Here is a 16541-nt window from a genome sequence, read left to right as displayed (position 1 = left end):
TCTATTCTTATGATAACATACTCTCAAAAATTGAGGTAATAAAACAAAATCGCACAATGTTCTTAATCTCTACGATTGTTGCCGCCAAATAAAATAATCAGACGTAGCAACTGTAAAAAAGTTGCTAAAGCGGCTGCGACATATGTCAATGCTGCGGCAAACAAGACTTTTCTGGCCATTGGGACTTCTTCTTCTGTTAAAATGTTCCCTTCTGACAAAATCTTCAATGCTCTACGTGATGCATTAAATTCAACTGGTAAGGTAACTAACTGAAATAATAGCGCCAATGAGAATGCGACTATTCCAATATTAATCAATGTTTGATTCCAACTTAGCAATACACCAACCAAAATAATCGGAAATGATATTGCAGAACCTAGATTAGCTGCAGGAACGATTGCTGCTCGAATTTTCAGTGGACTGTAGCCAGTATGATCCTGTACAGCATGCCCACATTCATGCGCTGCAACACCTATTGCTGCAACTGAAGTCGACTGAGCTGTGGCTTCTGATAAGCTTAATATTTTGTTGCCGGAATTGTAATTATCCGTCAAGTCTCCTGCAATTTGTTGAACACCAACATTGTTAATATGTTCCTTTTCCAAAATATATTGAGCTGCTTTCGTACCCGTTACATTATTTCTACTTTGAATTTTATCGTATTTTTTAAACGTACTATTTACATAAGCAGATGCAGCCATTGAAATTAGCAATCCTACAATCACTAAGATATATGTTGGATCAAATACCGCAAAAAAAGGCATCATTTTTATTCCCCCTCTATTCTTTTATACATTGTATCATGAGTTTCTAAAAAAAGTATAACTATAAGTTGACGAATTTGTGAACACCAAGAAAATGATTCTCTAACAAAATTGTCACATTATTTTAAGACAATTCAATGGCATCATTTTTCAAAAAAAGGCATACTACATGTAAGAGGTGACTAAATTGAAAAAAATTCTACTTTTTATCCTACCTTTCGCACTTTTAACAGCAGGCGTTTGGTTTGGTTATGATTATTACTTTGGCGGTAAAGATTACTATACTCGTGTCGGAGCACCAGATGAAGTAAAAACTGGCAAGTTTTCAAACGGTGAAAAATATACAGAATATGACTACGTACAAACAGCATTTAATAAACAAGGTGAAAAAAATGTCCAAAAAATGTATGAAATTAGAGATAAACCATTACGAATCAACGCTTACTTAAAATTAAAAGTTAACCCTCGAAAAGGCGTACTTAGTTGGGAAGAAGTGCCCGAAACAGCAGTTCCAAAAAAAGCACTTGAACAATTGGTCGATTAACAGTTTGCTCTTCCAAAAAAGTGCGTAACAAAACTAAAACTCAGTTTTGATGTGCACTTTAAAACTTAATTAACGGTGTCCAAAAGCCAGGTTCTTCGGCAATTTGACAAAAAGCGAGCAATACAACAAGTGTATTGCTCGCTTTTTACCCCAATTACTCGGACCTAATCGACTTTTGTCTCAACCTGTTTTTCCCTATAACTGATTGCTAATTTTTTCGATGTTTTTCAAAACAATCGATACAGTTCCATCCGGATTATTAACAAATTCAATCAATTCGCCATTTCGATAAACGTCTATCGGAACGATCAATTCAATCCCATTGCTCATTTTCAACTTTTGCTTCCCAAATTTTTTCTCTGAAATTTCTCTGGCTTCCCGAACTGGTGGCGTTTTATCTACAAATTTTGATTCATTGACTTCGTCTTGATAAGCCATACGTGCCGAAATATTTTCTTTAAACACTAATTCAGCCACTTGCTCATTATCTATCGTTCCAGTTTCTTCAATACTCTCATACACAGCTTCTTTCACAGAAGCAATCAATTCAAATTCATCTTCATTAAATTTTTTACCAATGCGTTTCACAGCTTTTTTGATTTCCTTCATATTTTCTTCTATAGAAGGCGCCGGTTGTGATTCAATTACTTTCTCAGAAAAATACCAAACTTTTTCTCCAGAAAATTCGTAGCGTTTTTCTAATAACTCATAAGCCAATGTATCTAGATTAACAGTCATTCCCTCATCAGGCTTTTGCGATTTTGAAGGTAAAATCGCTCGATTGATGATCAGTTTATTGTAGACAGCCTCATCTTCATAATCTACATAATGTGTATAGCTTTCTTTGTAGTTCAATTTGATCATGGCTAAATGCATCACAGTATCTAATTCGTATAAAATGAACAGAACATCAGCGCTTGGCGCATCTTCACTACCAGAATAAACATCATACCAATGCTGAGCTAGCTGTTGACTTTTTTGAATAAAGTCATTTGGAATCCCCCGCATTTTATCAACAAATGAACTTTCTTCCGCCAGAATACCTGTTTTAGTTTGAGCCGTTGAAAGTTTTGTTATTTTGCTTGTCAGATAAACGCGAATGTATTCTGTTGTTAAATCTAATTCCTTCGCAGAAAATACTGGAGTCCCAGTTTCCCGATCAATAATGTGTAAAATTGCACTTTTTAAATAAATATCCATCTCTCATTCTCCCTTTTCTTAAGCCCTATTTAGTCTACCCGAAACAACAAAAAAAGCCAACTATTTTTATTAGAAAAGTGAAATGAGCTAGAGTAATGTATTATCATTTCAATTCTAGGCGAATCAGATATGTTAATTAGCAATTGTTAGATCCTAATCTAAAAAAAAAGCGAAGCAAATTTTTTTGCCTCGCTTTAGCACTCTAAAAATGGAAATACTCTTCAACACTCATCGCTTTTATTGATTTTCTTCTACAAATAATTTTCCTGTCGCTTCATCAACAGGATCAAGCTTATTGAAAATCCCTTTCGTTCTAAACAGATAAGTTAAAACAAATGGAACTACAACAGCGATCAACATCGCCCCGAAAAATGGTAAATAATACTTAGGAACGATAGATAAAATCCCTGGTAATCCACCAACCCCAATACTGATTGCCTTTACATCAAGCAATGTAGAAAATAATCCAGCACAAGCAGAACCAATCATCCCTGCAACAAATGGGTAAACATATTTCAGATTGATCCCAAACATCGCTGGCTCTGTAACACCTAAATAACATGAAATCATGGCTGGAATTGAAACTTGTTCTTCATCCTTATTTCCTCTATGCATGAAAACGACAGCTAATACCGCAGATCCCTGAGCAATATTGGACAACGCAATCATCGGCCAAAGATTTGTTGAATGAAAATCAGCAATTAACTGTAAATCAATTGCATTCGTCATATGGTGAAGACCCGTAATCACTAATGGCGCATACATGAACCCAAAAACAGCTCCGAATAACCAATTAAGAGACGATGTTAAACCAGCATTTACGATATCTGAAATCCAGCTTCCGATTGCCCAACCGATAGGACCTAAGATTACATGAGCTGCAATTACTGTTGGTACTAAAGCGAACAGCGGAACAAAAATCATCGAAACAGCTTGCGGTATAACTTTTCTGAAAAAGATTTCTAAATAAGCAAGTAAGAATCCTGCTAACATCGCGGGAATGACTTGGGCTTGATACCCAATCATATTCACTTGAGCAAAACCAAAATCCCAAAACGGAATATCAGCAGCAGCGGTACTCGCTACAGAATAAGCATTTAATAATTGCGGTGACACCAACGTAATCCCTAAAACAATTCCTAGAATTTGAGTTGTTCCCATTTTTTTAGTGATACTCCAAGTAATTCCTACAGGTAAGAACTGAAAAATGGCTTCTCCAATCAACCATAAAAATGAATTTACACCATTCCAAAATTGAGAGACTTCAACAATTTTTTGCCCATCTAAAAAACCAAAAGGAATTCCTTCTAATACGTTTCTAAAACCTAAGATCAATCCTCCAATAACTAAAGCTGGAATCAACGGAGTAAAAATCTCTGCTAAAACTGAAATCGCTCGCTGGATCGGATTTAGATTTTGTTTTGCTGCTGCTTTCCCTTGCTCTTTGGAAACGCCTTCAACTCCTGAAATAGCAGAAAACTCATTATAAAATTGTGGTACCTCATTACCAATAATAACTTGAAATTGCCCGGCATTTGTAAATGTCCCTTTTACGGAAGGTATCTTTTCAATTGCCTCAGTATCAGCCTTACTTGGATCATTAAGAACAAAACGCATCCGAGTCGCACAATGTGAAACAGCTGCGATATTTTCTTTTCCACCTACATCTTCTAACAGTTTTTTTGCATCATTTTGAAACTTACCCATCTTCTTTGCTCCTCTCTACAACTTGTATATACAATTTAGCTGTATTTGTATGATACTTTATTATTTGAATTTTTACAAGCGTTTTCTTTTTAAAATAAAAAATTTTTTTCATTCTTAGTTCAAAACGAAACCATCCAACTCTTGAACTAAAAATATGCTATTTCATTTTTAAATTACTGGCAATTATTTCATAAAATGGTACACTTGGATTTATCAAATAAAAATAAAAAATACTGTTCAACATGGTATTTATGACCGAGGAAAAGATGAGAAAAAAGAAAATTACGACTATAGTCAAAAAACGTTTATCTGCTGTTCAAGTTTTAGCTTTAGGGTTTATCGTATTGATTTTTGTTGGTGGAGCCCTTTTATCCTTACCCCTATTTTCGCGTAGTGGTCATGCAACACCGTTTATCGATGCGTTATTTACGGCTGTTTCTGCTGTTTGTGTAACAGGCTTAACAACACTTAATACTGCATTACATTGGAATGCCTATGGTCAATTACTTATCATGATTTTAATTGAACTTGGTGGGCTTGGATTCATGACGATGCCCGTTCTTCTCTATTTTATTCTGCGCAAAAAAATCACACTGAGTACCCGTATGTTACTGCGTGAGGCACTAAATCTAGATGATATGTCTGGTGCATTTCGATTGATGATGTACGTCGTTAAATTAGCAACAATCATTCAGCTTATAGGAGCAATTTTACTTTCAATCCAATTTGTTCCTGAGTTTGGGTGGAAAAAAGGTCTTTTCTTTGGGCTCTTTCACTCCATATCTAGTTTCTGTAACGCAGGCTTTGACTTATTGGGAGACAGCCTAACTCCTTACCAAAATAATCCTTTTGTCCTGTTGGTTATTGGCGGCTTAATCATTTCTGGCGGGCTTGGTTTTATTGTTTGGCAAGATCTATTACGGTTTAAAGAGAAACGCAAATTTTCTTTGCATACCAAAATTGCGTTAATTACAACCTTATCCTTATTGATCGGCGGCTTCATTCTATTTTTCATCACTGAACACAATGCAAGCAATTTAACCACTGGGACTAGCTTTTTTGACCGGTTAGCTAATACGTTTTTCATGTCTGTAACACCAAGAACAGCTGGTTATTATTCAATCGATTATATGCAAATGACCAATGCTGGACTGATCACAACTATATTTTTGATGTATGTCGGCGGAACTTCTGGCTCAACTGCTGGTGGACTTAAAACCACCACCTTTGCTGTATTAGTAATTCAAATTGTTTCCATATTCAAAGGACGAACACGAGCAGAATTCCAAGGAAGAACAATTCGAAACAGTACTGTTTTTCGTGCCTTGACCCTATTTTTTATCACATTAACTTTATGCGTACTTTCAATCATGCTTTTGACGATCACAGAAAATATACCTGAGTCCTCTGGCATAGAATATGTTGCTTTTGAAGTATTTTCTGCATTTGGAACGGTTGGACTCACAATGGGTTTAACACCTGAGCTAACTTTTGTGGGAAAAATAATCATCATGTTATTGATGTATATTGGGCGAGTCGGTATTTATACTGTTGGTTTTTCACTATTGACGAAAGGGCAAAAACAACAAGCTAAATTTAAATATCCAGATGAAAGTGTAATGATTGGATAAAAAACAATAAAAAAAGAAACCTAAAATTCAGGTTTCTTTTTTATTTATATTTATTTTAGAACAAAGAAAATAGTCGATACAAAAAAATCCCACCCTCTAGAGAAGGTGGGAAAAGGAGTTTTACTCTAAAGAGTAAAATGAAAAAATAAAAAGGGTTGTTGTTGGTATGAATTTATAATACTATTATTTTTATTTATTATCAACTAATAACCCTCGAATATTCATTATTTTTTTAAAATCATATTTAAACGTTTTATTTTTTATAAAATAAAAAAATCCCACCTTCTAATGAAGATGGGAAAAGGAGTTTTACTCTAAAGAGTAAAATGAAAAAATAAAAAGGGTTGTTGTTGGTATGTATGTATATTAACTTCAAACAAATAAAATTTCAACTGATAACACTTGAGAATAAGAGATATAATTTGTTTCATCTATTTTCATACAACACATTCATTTAATTTTTTAAATTCTACTCGACAAAACAACCACAATATTGCGTATGAAAAAGCACATGGTAAATAATGAGTTTTTTTGTAATAAAAAAGCGACCCAATAAAGATTGGATCGCTTTAAACATTTCAATTAGTTTTTAACAATGTTTACGGCTTGTGGTCCACGTTGACCTTCTTCGATATCGAATGATACGCTTTGGCCTTCGTCTAGAGATTTGAATCCGTCACCTTGGATTGCTGAAAAGTGTGCGAATAAATCTGTTCCGTTATCTTGAGTAATAAAACCAAAACCTTTATCTGCGTTAAACCATTTCACTGTACCTGTATTCATAAATGTGTTCCTCCTAGTGCTTTTAGCACGATTAATTTTTGCAATACCTTTGTGTTAAAAAAAGAGGAATTAAAACACCCTTACGAATGAAATGACCTATTAATTTAAATTACAATTATACTACATTTGTTATTATACGACGTTATTGAATGGAAGTATACACTTTTCTTCATTTATGAGAAATTACTCATTTAACTTAGTTCTTCTTCCTCTCATCTTCTCTTACATATTAAAATCCCACCTCGAATGAGATGGGATAAGGATAGTTATTTGTTAAGGTATTGATTTTTCAGACTTGTTTAGTTTACTATATAATACTCATTCATGCAATCAAATATTATTATAAGCATCAATTAACTCGGAATACTCATTTGATAATTTCGCCACAGCATCACTCAGCGTTTCCTCATCTTCTCCAAAACTTGCAGAAAGCGCATTTGAGACACTTTTAAAATCTGATGCTTTATCTACAAAGCTGTCAATATAGATACTTGCAGTTGATGAAGAAAAGCCTTCTTTTTCTATAGCTTTTGAATCTTTAGGAACTTCTTTAAGCTTATCCAACGCTTTAGAAACCTTAGTATTGACTTCAGCATATTTCTCTGTAGTTAAATTTACTGTTCCATCTTCCGTTATGCTATCGTCAACCAAATCTCTCACTTCTTTTGCGGCGTCAATAAACTGTAACATTGCTAATGAAATTTCATTTCCTTCTTTTTCATGAACTTCACGATCTTTTTTATCTGTTTCACTCATCAAAGTTTGCATATTATCGGAGAACTTTTTAATTGGTCCGTCTGCTTCTTTATAGGCTGATAATAATTTGCTATTTAATTCTTTTCCTTTTTCATCATGATCATTCAAAAAATCTTTTTCCTTATAATAGCTCTCGATTTCTTCTAAAATCGATACTTCTTTTTTTAAAACTATTAGCAATGCTTTTACGTCTTGGTCAACGTTCATCTTTGGTTTGGTAGAGAGTGCGTTATCAGCACTTTCGATCGCTCTTTGAACCAAACTAATTCCTCCTGAATACCCATACGCATTTTTTTCCTCCGTTGGTACAAAATTACCTTCTTCATCCATATGGTTTTCAGCGTAAGAATGTTCAATCGTTGCTAATTCGTCCGATAAAACATTTAATAAGTCAACATATGCATTGTACTTATCTCCTTCATCCATTATAGGCGAATAAGAATCATCATTATCAATACTCTCTTTTGCCTGTTTCAACGTACTACAAGCAGTCATAACCATTACAACACTGAATACTAACATTACTACAAACACTTTACTCTTATTTCTCATTTATTCTGATTCTCCTATTTTATGATTTCGTAAAAAATTTACTTTAAATGACTATCGCTTCGTATAATAGATACGATCCAACGCAATCGTTGTTAGTAGAAATGCCCTTTGATCATGTGCATCATCAATCTCAATGTGATATTCATCGCCACCTAAAGTTAGCTTTCTTTTGTCAATATCACAAATAATTTTATCTTGCATCGTAAACTGATGACTTCCGGTCATTCCATAGCCTAATTTTACGTCTCCAATAAGAGAATCAATCTTAAATTTATAACTGAAAATATTTAATGAACGTGCCATGGATACAATCTTTTGATCATCCACTAAAATATGATATTTTTTGAAATTGTACCTTAAAAATGAACCGATAATACTTAAAATATTGACATCTGTTTTACATTTTGCTAATGTTTGACCTTCTAAATCAGTAATCTCAAATTTTTCTCTTCCTAGAAAACTTCCTTTTACTTTATATAATGGGTTTCCTGAACCGTCCAAAATTTCATAGGTTGGTTTTAATGCAACTAATTTTTGTTTGATAATATATTTCATATTGAATCTCCCTTTATATTTTTTCATCCTTTTTAAATTGTTTCTCAGCCAATTATATTTTTATAGTGTTCAAAAGATTATATTCATCATCGTAAACATTTAAATCGACCGTTGATTCTGCATCCAATAGTTTAAAAACTTCGTAATACAGCATTTCTTCCCCGGATTCTAAGGTATCTCTATGCAGTGCTTTTGAGTCCAGTTTCTTATTATCATCATCTAAAATAGTAACTTCAAGTTGCTTCTCCTTTTGGCTAAAGAAAAAATAAGTGCGGATTGGTGATGTTGCAGTGTAGTCTTTTTTATTTTTAAAGGTATAATAAACAACTAAACTAGGATCATCAAATGTGTCTGACAGAATATCACTCCCTATAATTTCAATCTTATATTGCTCTGTTTCCATTATTTTAGTAGAAGGAACATCTGCTTTTTTTAAGTCTAGTCGTTCTATGGCTTTTGCTTTAATATCTAGTAAATCAAGTCGTTCATTATTGTAACTTGTATATAGATAGCCTATTGGAATGCCATCAATTCGCAAAATATCGCCATTTTTGGGCCAACTTTCTTTTTTTATACTCGATAAATTTAAATACATCGGTGTATTCCGATTACGCATCAAGAATACTGAAACATACCACTCACCATCCAAAGTATCATCCTTTGACTTTACTTGAAGAGGCTCACCATCCACTTGAGCAACAAACGTAATTTTTTGGTTAAATTGATCTGAATATTTAAGCATTTTCGGGGAATTAGCGTTACTTGACAGTTCACCATAAAGTTCTTCGATTTTATTCAATGTGCTTTTTGGTGCATTTGACTTAGGGGTGTGAGATATTGAACATGCATTCAGCAAAACAAGCCCAATAAGAAGAAATAAACCAACCAAATACCTCCTTTTCATATAGTCTCTCCTTTTCTATTTTGCTTTCGATGTAGATAAATTGATTACTACCATTAGTTAAATGGATATTCAAAAACTTTATACCTACACCTTGTAGTTATATTATCACGCACTTTTCTATTTTGTCAATAGTAGTGTTATAATTAGATTGTCCACACTATCTGATGCTAATATCACATTAAAAGGAGGGGTTATATGGTAGTGAAAATATCCGATTCAGAATTAGAAATATTAAGAATAATATGGGCGCATAATGGGCGAATGATGTTTTCTGAAGTGATTGAAGAACTTCACGCAAAGAATTTTGAATGGAAAAATAACACAATATTGACATTTCTTGCACGTTTGACTGAAAAAAAGATTTTGGAAGTTGAAAAAAAAGGAAGAAGAAATGAATATATTGCACTTCTAACAGAAAAAGAGTACCTAGAACAGGAAACAAAAGAATTTGTGGGGAAAGTATATGAGGGAGAAGTCAAAGGCTTGATTGCTACTTTGGTTGAAAATGAATTGATTTCTGATCAAGAAATGGATGACTTAAAAGAATATTGGGAAAGAAATAGAGAATGATAACTGAAAGAATATTGAACTTGCTTATTTCCCTCAGTATCTCTGGTTCAATATTATTTGGTATGTGGATGATTGTTAGATTGTTCTTGAAAAAAAAGGTTTCAAGACGTTTTCACTATTATTTATTATTAATCGTTTTGTTGCGCTTTATGCTGCCTTTTTCTCTGAATCAAAGCTTTGTGGGCATACTTTTTTCTTCAATCAAGTCCTCTCCTGTTTACGAGATGATTTATGGTTCTGAAGTGAAAAGAAAGCCTTCTGTCTTTGTCGGCGATAATGTGGTTTTTAACGATAACATTATCATGGGACGTAAGAATCAAACGATTGCTCCATACATTCTATATATTTGGTTAGCGATCACTCTTGCTTTAATAGTCCAAAAAATCACTAAATATCAAAGTTTCGCTAAATATATCAAAGCTGATTGGCAGGCAGTTGATAATCCTGATATTATCGATATTTTGAGCGATATTTGTGAAGACAAGAACATCACAACTCCCATTGATCTTTATACAACGCCACTCGTTTCGTCGCCTCTACTATTAGGCGTTAAAAAAAATTATATTGTTTTGCCTCATGAAGATTTGACTCAGGAGCAACTATATAGCATTTTATCTCATGAAGTGACTCACTATCAAAATAAGGATATTTTTTATAAATGGTTTATGCAGATAATTGTTTGTATCCATTGGTTTAATCCTGTCGTCTATTCTATTGAAAAAATTATGAACCAAGAGTGCGAATATGCCTGCGATGAAGCAACTACTCGTTCCTTCACAAATGAAGAACGTTACCATTATGGCAATACATTGATCGAAATGGCTAGCTCTCCTGGTAGATATAGCGAAAAAGTTGCATCAATTACCCTTTATGAAAACAATAAAGAAATCAAAAAACGCTTAGAATCAATTTTACTTTACCAAAAAATAAAACGACCTAAGCGTATCATAACGCTCTTATCCATTATTGGACTTATCTTTACCGCTTTTATTTTAGGAGCAGCTATCCCACCATCTAAAGTAACGCCTGCTGAAAACAAACCGATAACAGATATCGAGACCAAAGATAGCTCTGACAGCAAACCTTTAGGCAGACCCCTCTCTTAACTAAATAAATGATATCATCTTTCATAAAGCAAGTATTAAGTACTACTTGCTTTATTCATTTAAAAAGGGGGATTTTGAGACAGATCGTAAAGACTTGCCCAACTAATCCAGCTTCGATCTGTCCATTCATTTTTTCTACAAGCTCTTTCACGATAAATAGTCCTAAGCCAGTTGAATTCCCTCCTCTTGCCTTATCCGATATATAAAATTTATTAAAAATTTTGGACATGTCTAGCTCGCTGTTTGGTGATAGGTCATTTTCAAATAAAAAGACAGCTTGATCCTCCTCTGCTATAAGAGAGATTATTACATTTCTTTGACCATGATCCAAACTATTTTTTATTAGATTAGAGAAAATACGATTTAGTGCAGCACTATTTCCAAGAATAAATAGTGGAGTTTCGGTAATCGAAATGGTTGGTTCTAACTGTATTTTTGAAAACTGTTGATAAAATGTAAAAATGGTTTCCAGTAAAACTTGATTAACTTGAATTCTCTCCATTTTTATCTCATATGCATCATTTTCCAATTTAGTATATGTAAAAATGGTCTCTAACAATTCTGTTAATGTCTTAACTCTATTATCGATTATTTCGATATACTGCTGACGCTTTTCTTCGTCCTCGCTTTTTACTAATAATTGAAAATAACCGTCCAATGAAGTTAAAGGAGTTCGAATATCATGAGCTAGATTTGCAATTGAGTCCTTCAATTGTTGTCCCTGTTTTTGCGCAGTGATTTTATTTGAGCGCTGCTCAATCAAAAGTTGATTAAGCAAGTTTAATAATTCATTTAATTGTTTGTCACTAAATTGATTCGTCAGTAAGAGGTTACTTTCATGCTGCTGAATAAACTGTATTTGCTTGTTGATACTTTTTATCTGTTGGCGATACTGGAGTAATCGCACGAATAGTAACAAACAAATGCTTCCAACAATGCTAACAACTATCATCATAAACAAACCTCTTACTTCCTACTCATTTTTAGTCTACATCTCTCTTTTGCTTCATTATAACGCTATAAGTTAACATTATAAAAATAACCACAACAGACACGATAATTCCACGTACAATAGTTGATACGGAAGAATCTATTGAAACACTGGGAATAATTCCCGTGATAGTGTAATTCATTATATTGAATGCTTTATCCGTTACTAACTTATGAATAATATCATTTATGATTTTATAGATGTAGCTAAGTCCCCCAAAAGTTATTAAAATACCTGCTAACATACTAGCAACCGATTGTTTGAACAATGTGATGATTCCCAGAACAATAGCAGCAAATGCAACATGAAAAATAAATTGTAAGCCTACTTCTATGAATAAGTCAAAAATATTTCCGATCTTCACTGACTCAAAAACAATGTTACCAACAATAAAGAAAGCTAATAGACCAATAACAAAAGAAAGCAACACAAATACAGATTGGCTAACAAATTTTGATAAAGCTAGCATTCCTCTATTTTGAACCTGCCCTGCAATATTTTTAGTAAATCCAGAAACTTCTTCACGATTGATAAATAAGACACTAAAAATCACTATTCCCATCATAAATGAGTTACTTCCTGCCATGATTGTAAATAATGACTTTAAATCCATTATATTTTTGAGTGCCTCAGTATTCGTGCTAATACCTAACTTAACATCTGCATCAGGTTCACCTATTGAATTGTTCATTGGTAGAATCAACATAATCATAAAAGATAGCAGTCCGACCAATACAAAATAGGTGCTTTTTGAACGAAACATCCGGTATAAATCCATTTTTATGACATTAACCATGGTTTGTCCCCTCTGTTAAAGCTAAAAAATAATCTTCTAATGAAACCTGAGATGTTGTAATTGAATGAATCGCAATATTCTCCTTAGCTAGAGCTAAATTAATTTCACTACTTCTAGATAATTGTTCATAAATACGAATCGTATTTCGGTTTATTACTTTATAATTTAGAATTCCTAACTTTTCAATCACAGTAGTTGCAAGCATAGGGGCATCTAATTGTATCTCGATAAACTGGTTACATTCATTCATTAGTTTCTCATGGGAAATTTCTTGAATCAGTTTCCCTTTATTTATAAATCCATAGACAGTAGCCATTTTAGCAAGCTCCTCTAACAAGTGACTAGAAATCATAATAGTAATATTTTTTTCTTCCACCAATTTTATCAAAATCTCTCGTATTTCAACAATTCCTTCTGGATCCAAACCATTAATGGGCTCATCTAATATCAATAAATCTGGTTCACCAATCAAAGCCATTGCGATTCCTAGTCTCTGTCTCATCCCTAAAGAAAATTCTTTGACTTTCTTATTTCCTATTTCGGCCAATCCTACCATATTTAATAATGTTGATATATAATCTCTCCCACGTAAACCTATAGCAATTTGTTTCAATTTCAAATTATCAACTGCACTCATATCCCCATATAAACCAGGTTCTTCTATCAAGACGCCGATACGAGAAAAATAGCTTTTAGCCTGTGTTCCACTTTTTCCAAACAAAGAAATTTCTCCACTACTCGGAGTTGCCAATCCACTAAGCATTCGCATAATAGTCGTTTTTCCTGCCCCATTCTTTCCTACTAATCCATAAATCGCTCCTCGTTTGATATGTAAATCCACATGTTCAACAGCAAAGCGATCGTTATATTTCTTACTTAAAGACCTTGTTTCTAACAAATAATCACTCATTGTTTGTTTCCTCTCTTTCTGGTTAAACTTACTTTATCTTACAGATACAAATTCAACATAAAAAAGAGTTAAAGAAAATTTGAAAACCTAACTTTGTAAAGTAAAGCCCACTCCCCAAACTGTTTTGATCCACTCTTCTTGCGTTTCCTTTTTGATTTTTTGACGAATATTTGAAATATGAACATTGACTGTCTTATCTTCACCTACATAAAAATCATCCCAGGCATATTCATAAATTTCTTGCTTACTAAATATTTTTTTAGGATAAGACAGGAACAACTCCATGATGTTAAATTCTCTATGTGTTAAGGTAATTTCCTGCCCAGCTACAAATAACGCATTTCTATCTTTATTCAGTGTCAACGATTGAAATGATCTCAGATTTCCTTGATAGGGGCTACTTTTTCGCAATTGCACTTGAATACGAGCCAATAGCTCTTCTGTTTCGAAAGGTTTCGTCATATAGTCATCTGCTCCACTAGTCAACATCTCAACTTTAGTATCTAACACATCTTTTGATGAAATGATAATAATTGCTGCAGCACATTTTTCTTTTATAAGCGGTACTAATTTTTCTCCCATAATCCCTGGCAACATTAAGTCTAATAAGATAACTTGAAAGTTTTTCTTTTCTATACACAACAATGCTTCTGACCCAGAATAAGCTTGCGTACAGGAAAATGATTCTGTTACTAATGTTTCATAGAGTAGATCATTAATATAAGAATCATCTTCCACAATCAAAATGTTATTCATTTTCCTTCTTCATCCTTCTTGTCCATAGCTTAGATTATTTTAACCATTACTATTCATTATATCAGAATATATATCAAAAAAGCCCTCAAGTTTGAACACCCATGGGCTTTTTTTGAATCATCAATTTATAGAAAGAAATACCTAATCAGTTCAAGTACAACTAAATGAATCGGATAAAACCAGTAGAATCCCCATTTGACCCATTTAGGAGAATAGCCTCTCTCGCCGTTGTATCGTAATAATAACAATAACACTGCTAAAAAACCAAATTGCGAAAATGCTTCTGCTATCCAAGATGGCACAGCATTATTCATGAACAAACCAACAAGCGAAATAGTTTCAAAAAGCATAAATGTGCCAATCATTGTTCTTTTTTTACCTATTTGATTGTGATTTACATAGAAAGACCAAATTATAAGAACTCCAATAATGGACCAATCTGAAAGGATCGTCAGAATGCTAAATAGTAAAACTGTTAGTACGCGCATTACTTTATTACTCGTTCGTGAATAAACAATCAACATCAATAATCCCATCAATAGAGTAAAGAAAATATTATTAGGCATATCAGTAATCGAAAAAGCATATGTTGGGTTATGAAGCAGATAGAATGGATAAATCGACACTAGCCAAAAAAGAATTAACCTCATACAATACTTTCTTACATTTTTAGTGTAATGAAATCCTTCTACTAATAGATAGGCCATGATCGGAAATGTAAACCTCCCGACAAATTCTGAGATTGCAAAAAATCCTATCGTGTTTGTACTGTGACTCCAAGAAAAAATAATCCCAGCATGATTGACGGCCATAGCAGTCACTGCAATAATTTTCAAATGCAATGCATTAAGTTTTTTGTTCATTATTTGTTCTCCTCTTTTCTTTTGTCTACTAGTTTTTATTGCTCACCATTTAAAATAATTTGTTCTCTATACTTTAATAAATAAGTGAAAAAACAACTCAAAAAAAGAATAAAGAAAAGGTAAAGTTTGGAAAAATACTGCTATCTTTTTCTTTGTAATCTAACGAATACAGACAAATTATTAAGTCTCTTTAAAACAATCTAAAAATAAACTACAGAAAAACTATAAGCACGCAAAAATGTTCCCTTTCTTATAAAAACAAACAATCGAAATTTTTAATATTATTGTTTTATAATTATCTATTGTTTTTCCATTAATCATAATTTATAATGCCGAAAGTATTTACTATACCCGTTACAAATATTATAATGAATGATGAATGACTTTTCGTGTTCATCTAGAACGATCCAGTAAAAAGAACTTTTTTACTATAAATAATCAACTAAAGGTTTATACTATTAAAATAATCAAATTTTTAATAGTAAAAATAAATATTATTATTATTTGGAGGTCAAGAAATGAAGAAGTTTTTAAGTGTGAGTGCATTGGGGTTATTATCATTTTTAATAGTTGGATGTGGTGGAAATGACACATCAAAAGAGAAGGTAGATTCTACTAAAACTGAGGCATCATCAGAAATTAAGGATTCAGCAAAAGAAAAAGGTACAGATACATTTAAAGATAACATTCTCACTACAAAAGATTACACAATTAAGATTACTGGTCATGAATATCTTGAGGGATATCAAGATTCTACTGTTTTAGCGATTACTTTTGATTTTACAAACCATAGCCAAGAGAATGTTCAAGCTTATTCCTCATTTTTATACTCTTTCAAAGTATCACAAGAATTTGAAAACACAGTTGAAGAATTAAATATGGGTATTATTGCTGATCATGAAAAATTTACAGAAGAAACTAGCCAAGGTGTCGTGGATGTTAAACCAAATGGTACAGTACATTCAGTTTCTAATTATGAAGTCAAAGACCCTTCAAAACCAGTGGATATTAGTGTGAAAGCAAACATGTTCTCAGACAAAGTCTTAGGAGAATTTAAATTTGATCCAGCACAATAACTAAGTTGTAAAAAAGTTAGGTGTTATCTAAATAGCTTATTCTCATTTTGAAATCAATTGCTAATGAGAATAAGCTA

At 32.9% G+C, this 16541-nt stretch carries 17 protein-coding genes; 5 read left to right on the top strand and 12 right to left on the bottom strand.

Translation table 11 applies throughout. The features are described from left to right. Window positions 1-62 precede the first annotated feature (62 nt). Entirely contained in the window at window positions 63-767 is a 705-nt protein-coding gene (locus AC4BB7_RS07640) for a zinc metallopeptidase (protein ID WP_086312830.1), read from the bottom strand. A 184-nt stretch (window positions 768-951) separates the two neighbouring features. Here AC4BB7_RS07640 and AC4BB7_RS07635 point away from each other — a divergent pair, with 184 nt between their 5' ends. Beyond that, a complete protein-coding gene (locus tag AC4BB7_RS07635; protein ID WP_086312829.1) occupies window positions 952-1308 on the top strand; it encodes a YxeA family protein in 357 nt (118 codons plus the stop codon). A gap of 195 nt (window positions 1309-1503) precedes the next feature. Here AC4BB7_RS07635 and AC4BB7_RS07630 read toward each other — a convergent pair whose 3' ends face one another. After that, complete coding sequence (locus AC4BB7_RS07630; RefSeq protein WP_086312828.1) at window positions 1504-2508, bottom strand: nucleoid-associated protein; 1005 nt, start codon at window positions 2506-2508, stop codon at window positions 1504-1506. A 237-nt stretch (window positions 2509-2745) separates the two neighbouring features. Continuing rightward, window positions 2746-4215: a PTS system trehalose-specific EIIBC component gene (gene treP / locus AC4BB7_RS07625; RefSeq protein ID WP_490484959.1), complete on the bottom strand. Its 1470-nt coding sequence runs from the start codon at window positions 4213-4215 to the stop codon at window positions 2746-2748. A gap of 266 nt (window positions 4216-4481) precedes the next feature. Between treP and AC4BB7_RS07620 the strand changes: the two genes are divergently transcribed. Beyond that, window positions 4482-5846, top strand: a complete 1365-nt coding sequence (locus tag AC4BB7_RS07620; RefSeq protein WP_490484958.1) for a TrkH family potassium uptake protein — start codon at window positions 4482-4484, stop codon at window positions 5844-5846. Window positions 5847-6428: 582 nt separating this feature from the next. Here AC4BB7_RS07620 and AC4BB7_RS07615 read toward each other — a convergent pair. The 4 genes from AC4BB7_RS07615 to AC4BB7_RS07600 all read right to left on the bottom strand — a co-directional run bounded on the left by AC4BB7_RS07615 (window position 6429) and on the right by AC4BB7_RS07600 (window position 9396). Beyond that, window positions 6429-6629, bottom strand: a complete 201-nt coding sequence (locus AC4BB7_RS07615) for a cold-shock protein (RefSeq protein ID WP_010761095.1) — start codon at window positions 6627-6629, stop codon at window positions 6429-6431. A gap of 330 nt (window positions 6630-6959) precedes the next feature. After that, window positions 6960-7937: a DUF3829 domain-containing protein gene (locus AC4BB7_RS07610; protein ID WP_490484957.1), complete on the bottom strand. Its 978-nt coding sequence runs from the start codon at window positions 7935-7937 to the stop codon at window positions 6960-6962. 51 nt (window positions 7938-7988) lie between these two features. Further along, window positions 7989-8492, bottom strand: coding sequence for an LURP-one-related/scramblase family protein (locus AC4BB7_RS07605; protein ID WP_490484956.1), 504 nt, complete (start codon window positions 8490-8492; stop codon window positions 7989-7991). A gap of 52 nt (window positions 8493-8544) precedes the next feature. Further along, window positions 8545-9396: a DUF5067 domain-containing protein gene (locus tag AC4BB7_RS07600; RefSeq protein WP_490484955.1), complete on the bottom strand. Its 852-nt coding sequence runs from the start codon at window positions 9394-9396 to the stop codon at window positions 8545-8547. Between the two features lie 195 nt (window positions 9397-9591). On the opposite strand from AC4BB7_RS07600, the gene AC4BB7_RS07595 reads away from it, so the two are divergent. Both AC4BB7_RS07595 and AC4BB7_RS07590 read left to right on the top strand, forming a co-directional pair. Then, window positions 9592-9966, top strand: a complete 375-nt coding sequence (locus tag AC4BB7_RS07595) for a BlaI/MecI/CopY family transcriptional regulator (protein ID WP_170922931.1) — start codon at window positions 9592-9594, stop codon at window positions 9964-9966. Then, window positions 9963-11072 (top strand): M56 family metallopeptidase, encoded by a 1110-nt coding sequence (locus AC4BB7_RS07590; RefSeq protein WP_490484954.1) that lies wholly within the window; start codon window positions 9963-9965, stop codon window positions 11070-11072. Before AC4BB7_RS07595 ends, AC4BB7_RS07590 begins: the two co-directional genes overlap by 4 nt. 55 nt (window positions 11073-11127) lie before the next feature. On the opposite strand, the gene AC4BB7_RS07585 is transcribed toward AC4BB7_RS07590, so the two are convergent. From AC4BB7_RS07585 to AC4BB7_RS07565, 5 genes are all read right to left on the bottom strand, one after another. Further along, window positions 11128-12027 (bottom strand): sensor histidine kinase, encoded by a 900-nt coding sequence (locus tag AC4BB7_RS07585; RefSeq protein WP_490484953.1) that lies wholly within the window; start codon window positions 12025-12027, stop codon window positions 11128-11130. A 28-nt stretch (window positions 12028-12055) separates the two neighbouring features. After that, window positions 12056-12859 (bottom strand): hypothetical protein, encoded by an 804-nt coding sequence (locus AC4BB7_RS07580; RefSeq protein ID WP_490484952.1) that lies wholly within the window; start codon window positions 12857-12859, stop codon window positions 12056-12058. Then, on the bottom strand, window positions 12852-13769 hold the full coding sequence (locus tag AC4BB7_RS07575; protein ID WP_490484951.1) for an ATP-binding cassette domain-containing protein: 918 nt from the start codon (window positions 13767-13769) through the stop codon (window positions 12852-12854). The genes AC4BB7_RS07580 and AC4BB7_RS07575 overlap by 8 nt, the downstream gene beginning before the upstream one ends. Window positions 13770-13856: 87 nt before the next feature. Then, entirely contained in the window at window positions 13857-14525 is a 669-nt protein-coding gene (locus AC4BB7_RS07570; RefSeq protein ID WP_490484950.1) for a response regulator transcription factor, read from the bottom strand. 125 nt (window positions 14526-14650) lie between these two features. Then, window positions 14651-15388 (bottom strand): TraX family protein, encoded by a 738-nt coding sequence (locus tag AC4BB7_RS07565; RefSeq protein WP_490484949.1) that lies wholly within the window; start codon window positions 15386-15388, stop codon window positions 14651-14653. A gap of 518 nt (window positions 15389-15906) precedes the next feature. On the opposite strand from AC4BB7_RS07565, the gene AC4BB7_RS07560 reads away from it, so the two are divergent. Beyond that, complete coding sequence (locus tag AC4BB7_RS07560) at window positions 15907-16464, top strand: DUF5067 domain-containing protein (protein WP_086312815.1); 558 nt, start codon at window positions 15907-15909, stop codon at window positions 16462-16464. Window positions 16465-16541 lie beyond the last annotated feature (77 nt).

The sequence above is a fragment of the Enterococcus sp. AAFC-DPL-5182 genome, assembly GCF_058216605.1.
Note: the sequence above shows the minus strand (reverse complement) of the source record. Positions and strands in the feature narration are given on the sequence as shown.

Excerpts from the sequence above, each read along its gene's own strand:
- AC4BB7_RS07640 (WP_086312830.1), bottom strand. The coding sequence starts at position 767 with ATGATGCCTTTTTTTGCGGTATTTGATCCAACATATATCTTAGTGATT.
- AC4BB7_RS07570 (WP_490484950.1), bottom strand. The coding sequence starts at position 14,525 with ATGAATAACATTTTGATTGTGGAAGATGATTCTTATATTAATGATCTA.
- AC4BB7_RS07560 (WP_086312815.1), top strand. The coding sequence starts at position 15,907 with ATGAAGAAGTTTTTAAGTGTGAGTGCATTGGGGTTATTATCATTTTTA.
- AC4BB7_RS07610 (WP_490484957.1), bottom strand. The coding sequence starts at position 7,937 with ATGAGAAATAAGAGTAAAGTGTTTGTAGTAATGTTAGTATTCAGTGTT.
- AC4BB7_RS07585 (WP_490484953.1), bottom strand. The coding sequence starts at position 12,027 with ATGATGATAGTTGTTAGCATTGTTGGAAGCATTTGTTTGTTACTATTC.
- AC4BB7_RS07605 (WP_490484956.1), bottom strand. The coding sequence starts at position 8,492 with ATGAAATATATTATCAAACAAAAATTAGTTGCATTAAAACCAACCTAT.
- AC4BB7_RS07595 (WP_170922931.1), top strand. The coding sequence starts at position 9,592 with ATGGTAGTGAAAATATCCGATTCAGAATTAGAAATATTAAGAATAATA.
- AC4BB7_RS07590 (WP_490484954.1), top strand. The coding sequence starts at position 9,963 with ATGATAACTGAAAGAATATTGAACTTGCTTATTTCCCTCAGTATCTCT.
- AC4BB7_RS07565 (WP_490484949.1), bottom strand. The coding sequence starts at position 15,388 with ATGAACAAAAAACTTAATGCATTGCATTTGAAAATTATTGCAGTGACT.
- treP (WP_490484959.1), bottom strand. The coding sequence starts at position 4,215 with ATGGGTAAGTTTCAAAATGATGCAAAAAAACTGTTAGAAGATGTAGGT.
- AC4BB7_RS07620 (WP_490484958.1), top strand. The coding sequence starts at position 4,482 with ATGAGAAAAAAGAAAATTACGACTATAGTCAAAAAACGTTTATCTGCT.
- AC4BB7_RS07580 (WP_490484952.1), bottom strand. The coding sequence starts at position 12,859 with ATGGTTAATGTCATAAAAATGGATTTATACCGGATGTTTCGTTCAAAA.
- AC4BB7_RS07630 (WP_086312828.1), bottom strand. The coding sequence starts at position 2,508 with ATGGATATTTATTTAAAAAGTGCAATTTTACACATTATTGATCGGGAA.
- AC4BB7_RS07615 (WP_010761095.1), bottom strand. The coding sequence starts at position 6,629 with ATGAATACAGGTACAGTGAAATGGTTTAACGCAGATAAAGGTTTTGGT.
- AC4BB7_RS07600 (WP_490484955.1), bottom strand. The coding sequence starts at position 9,396 with ATGAAAAGGAGGTATTTGGTTGGTTTATTTCTTCTTATTGGGCTTGTT.
- AC4BB7_RS07575 (WP_490484951.1), bottom strand. The coding sequence starts at position 13,769 with ATGAGTGATTATTTGTTAGAAACAAGGTCTTTAAGTAAGAAATATAAC.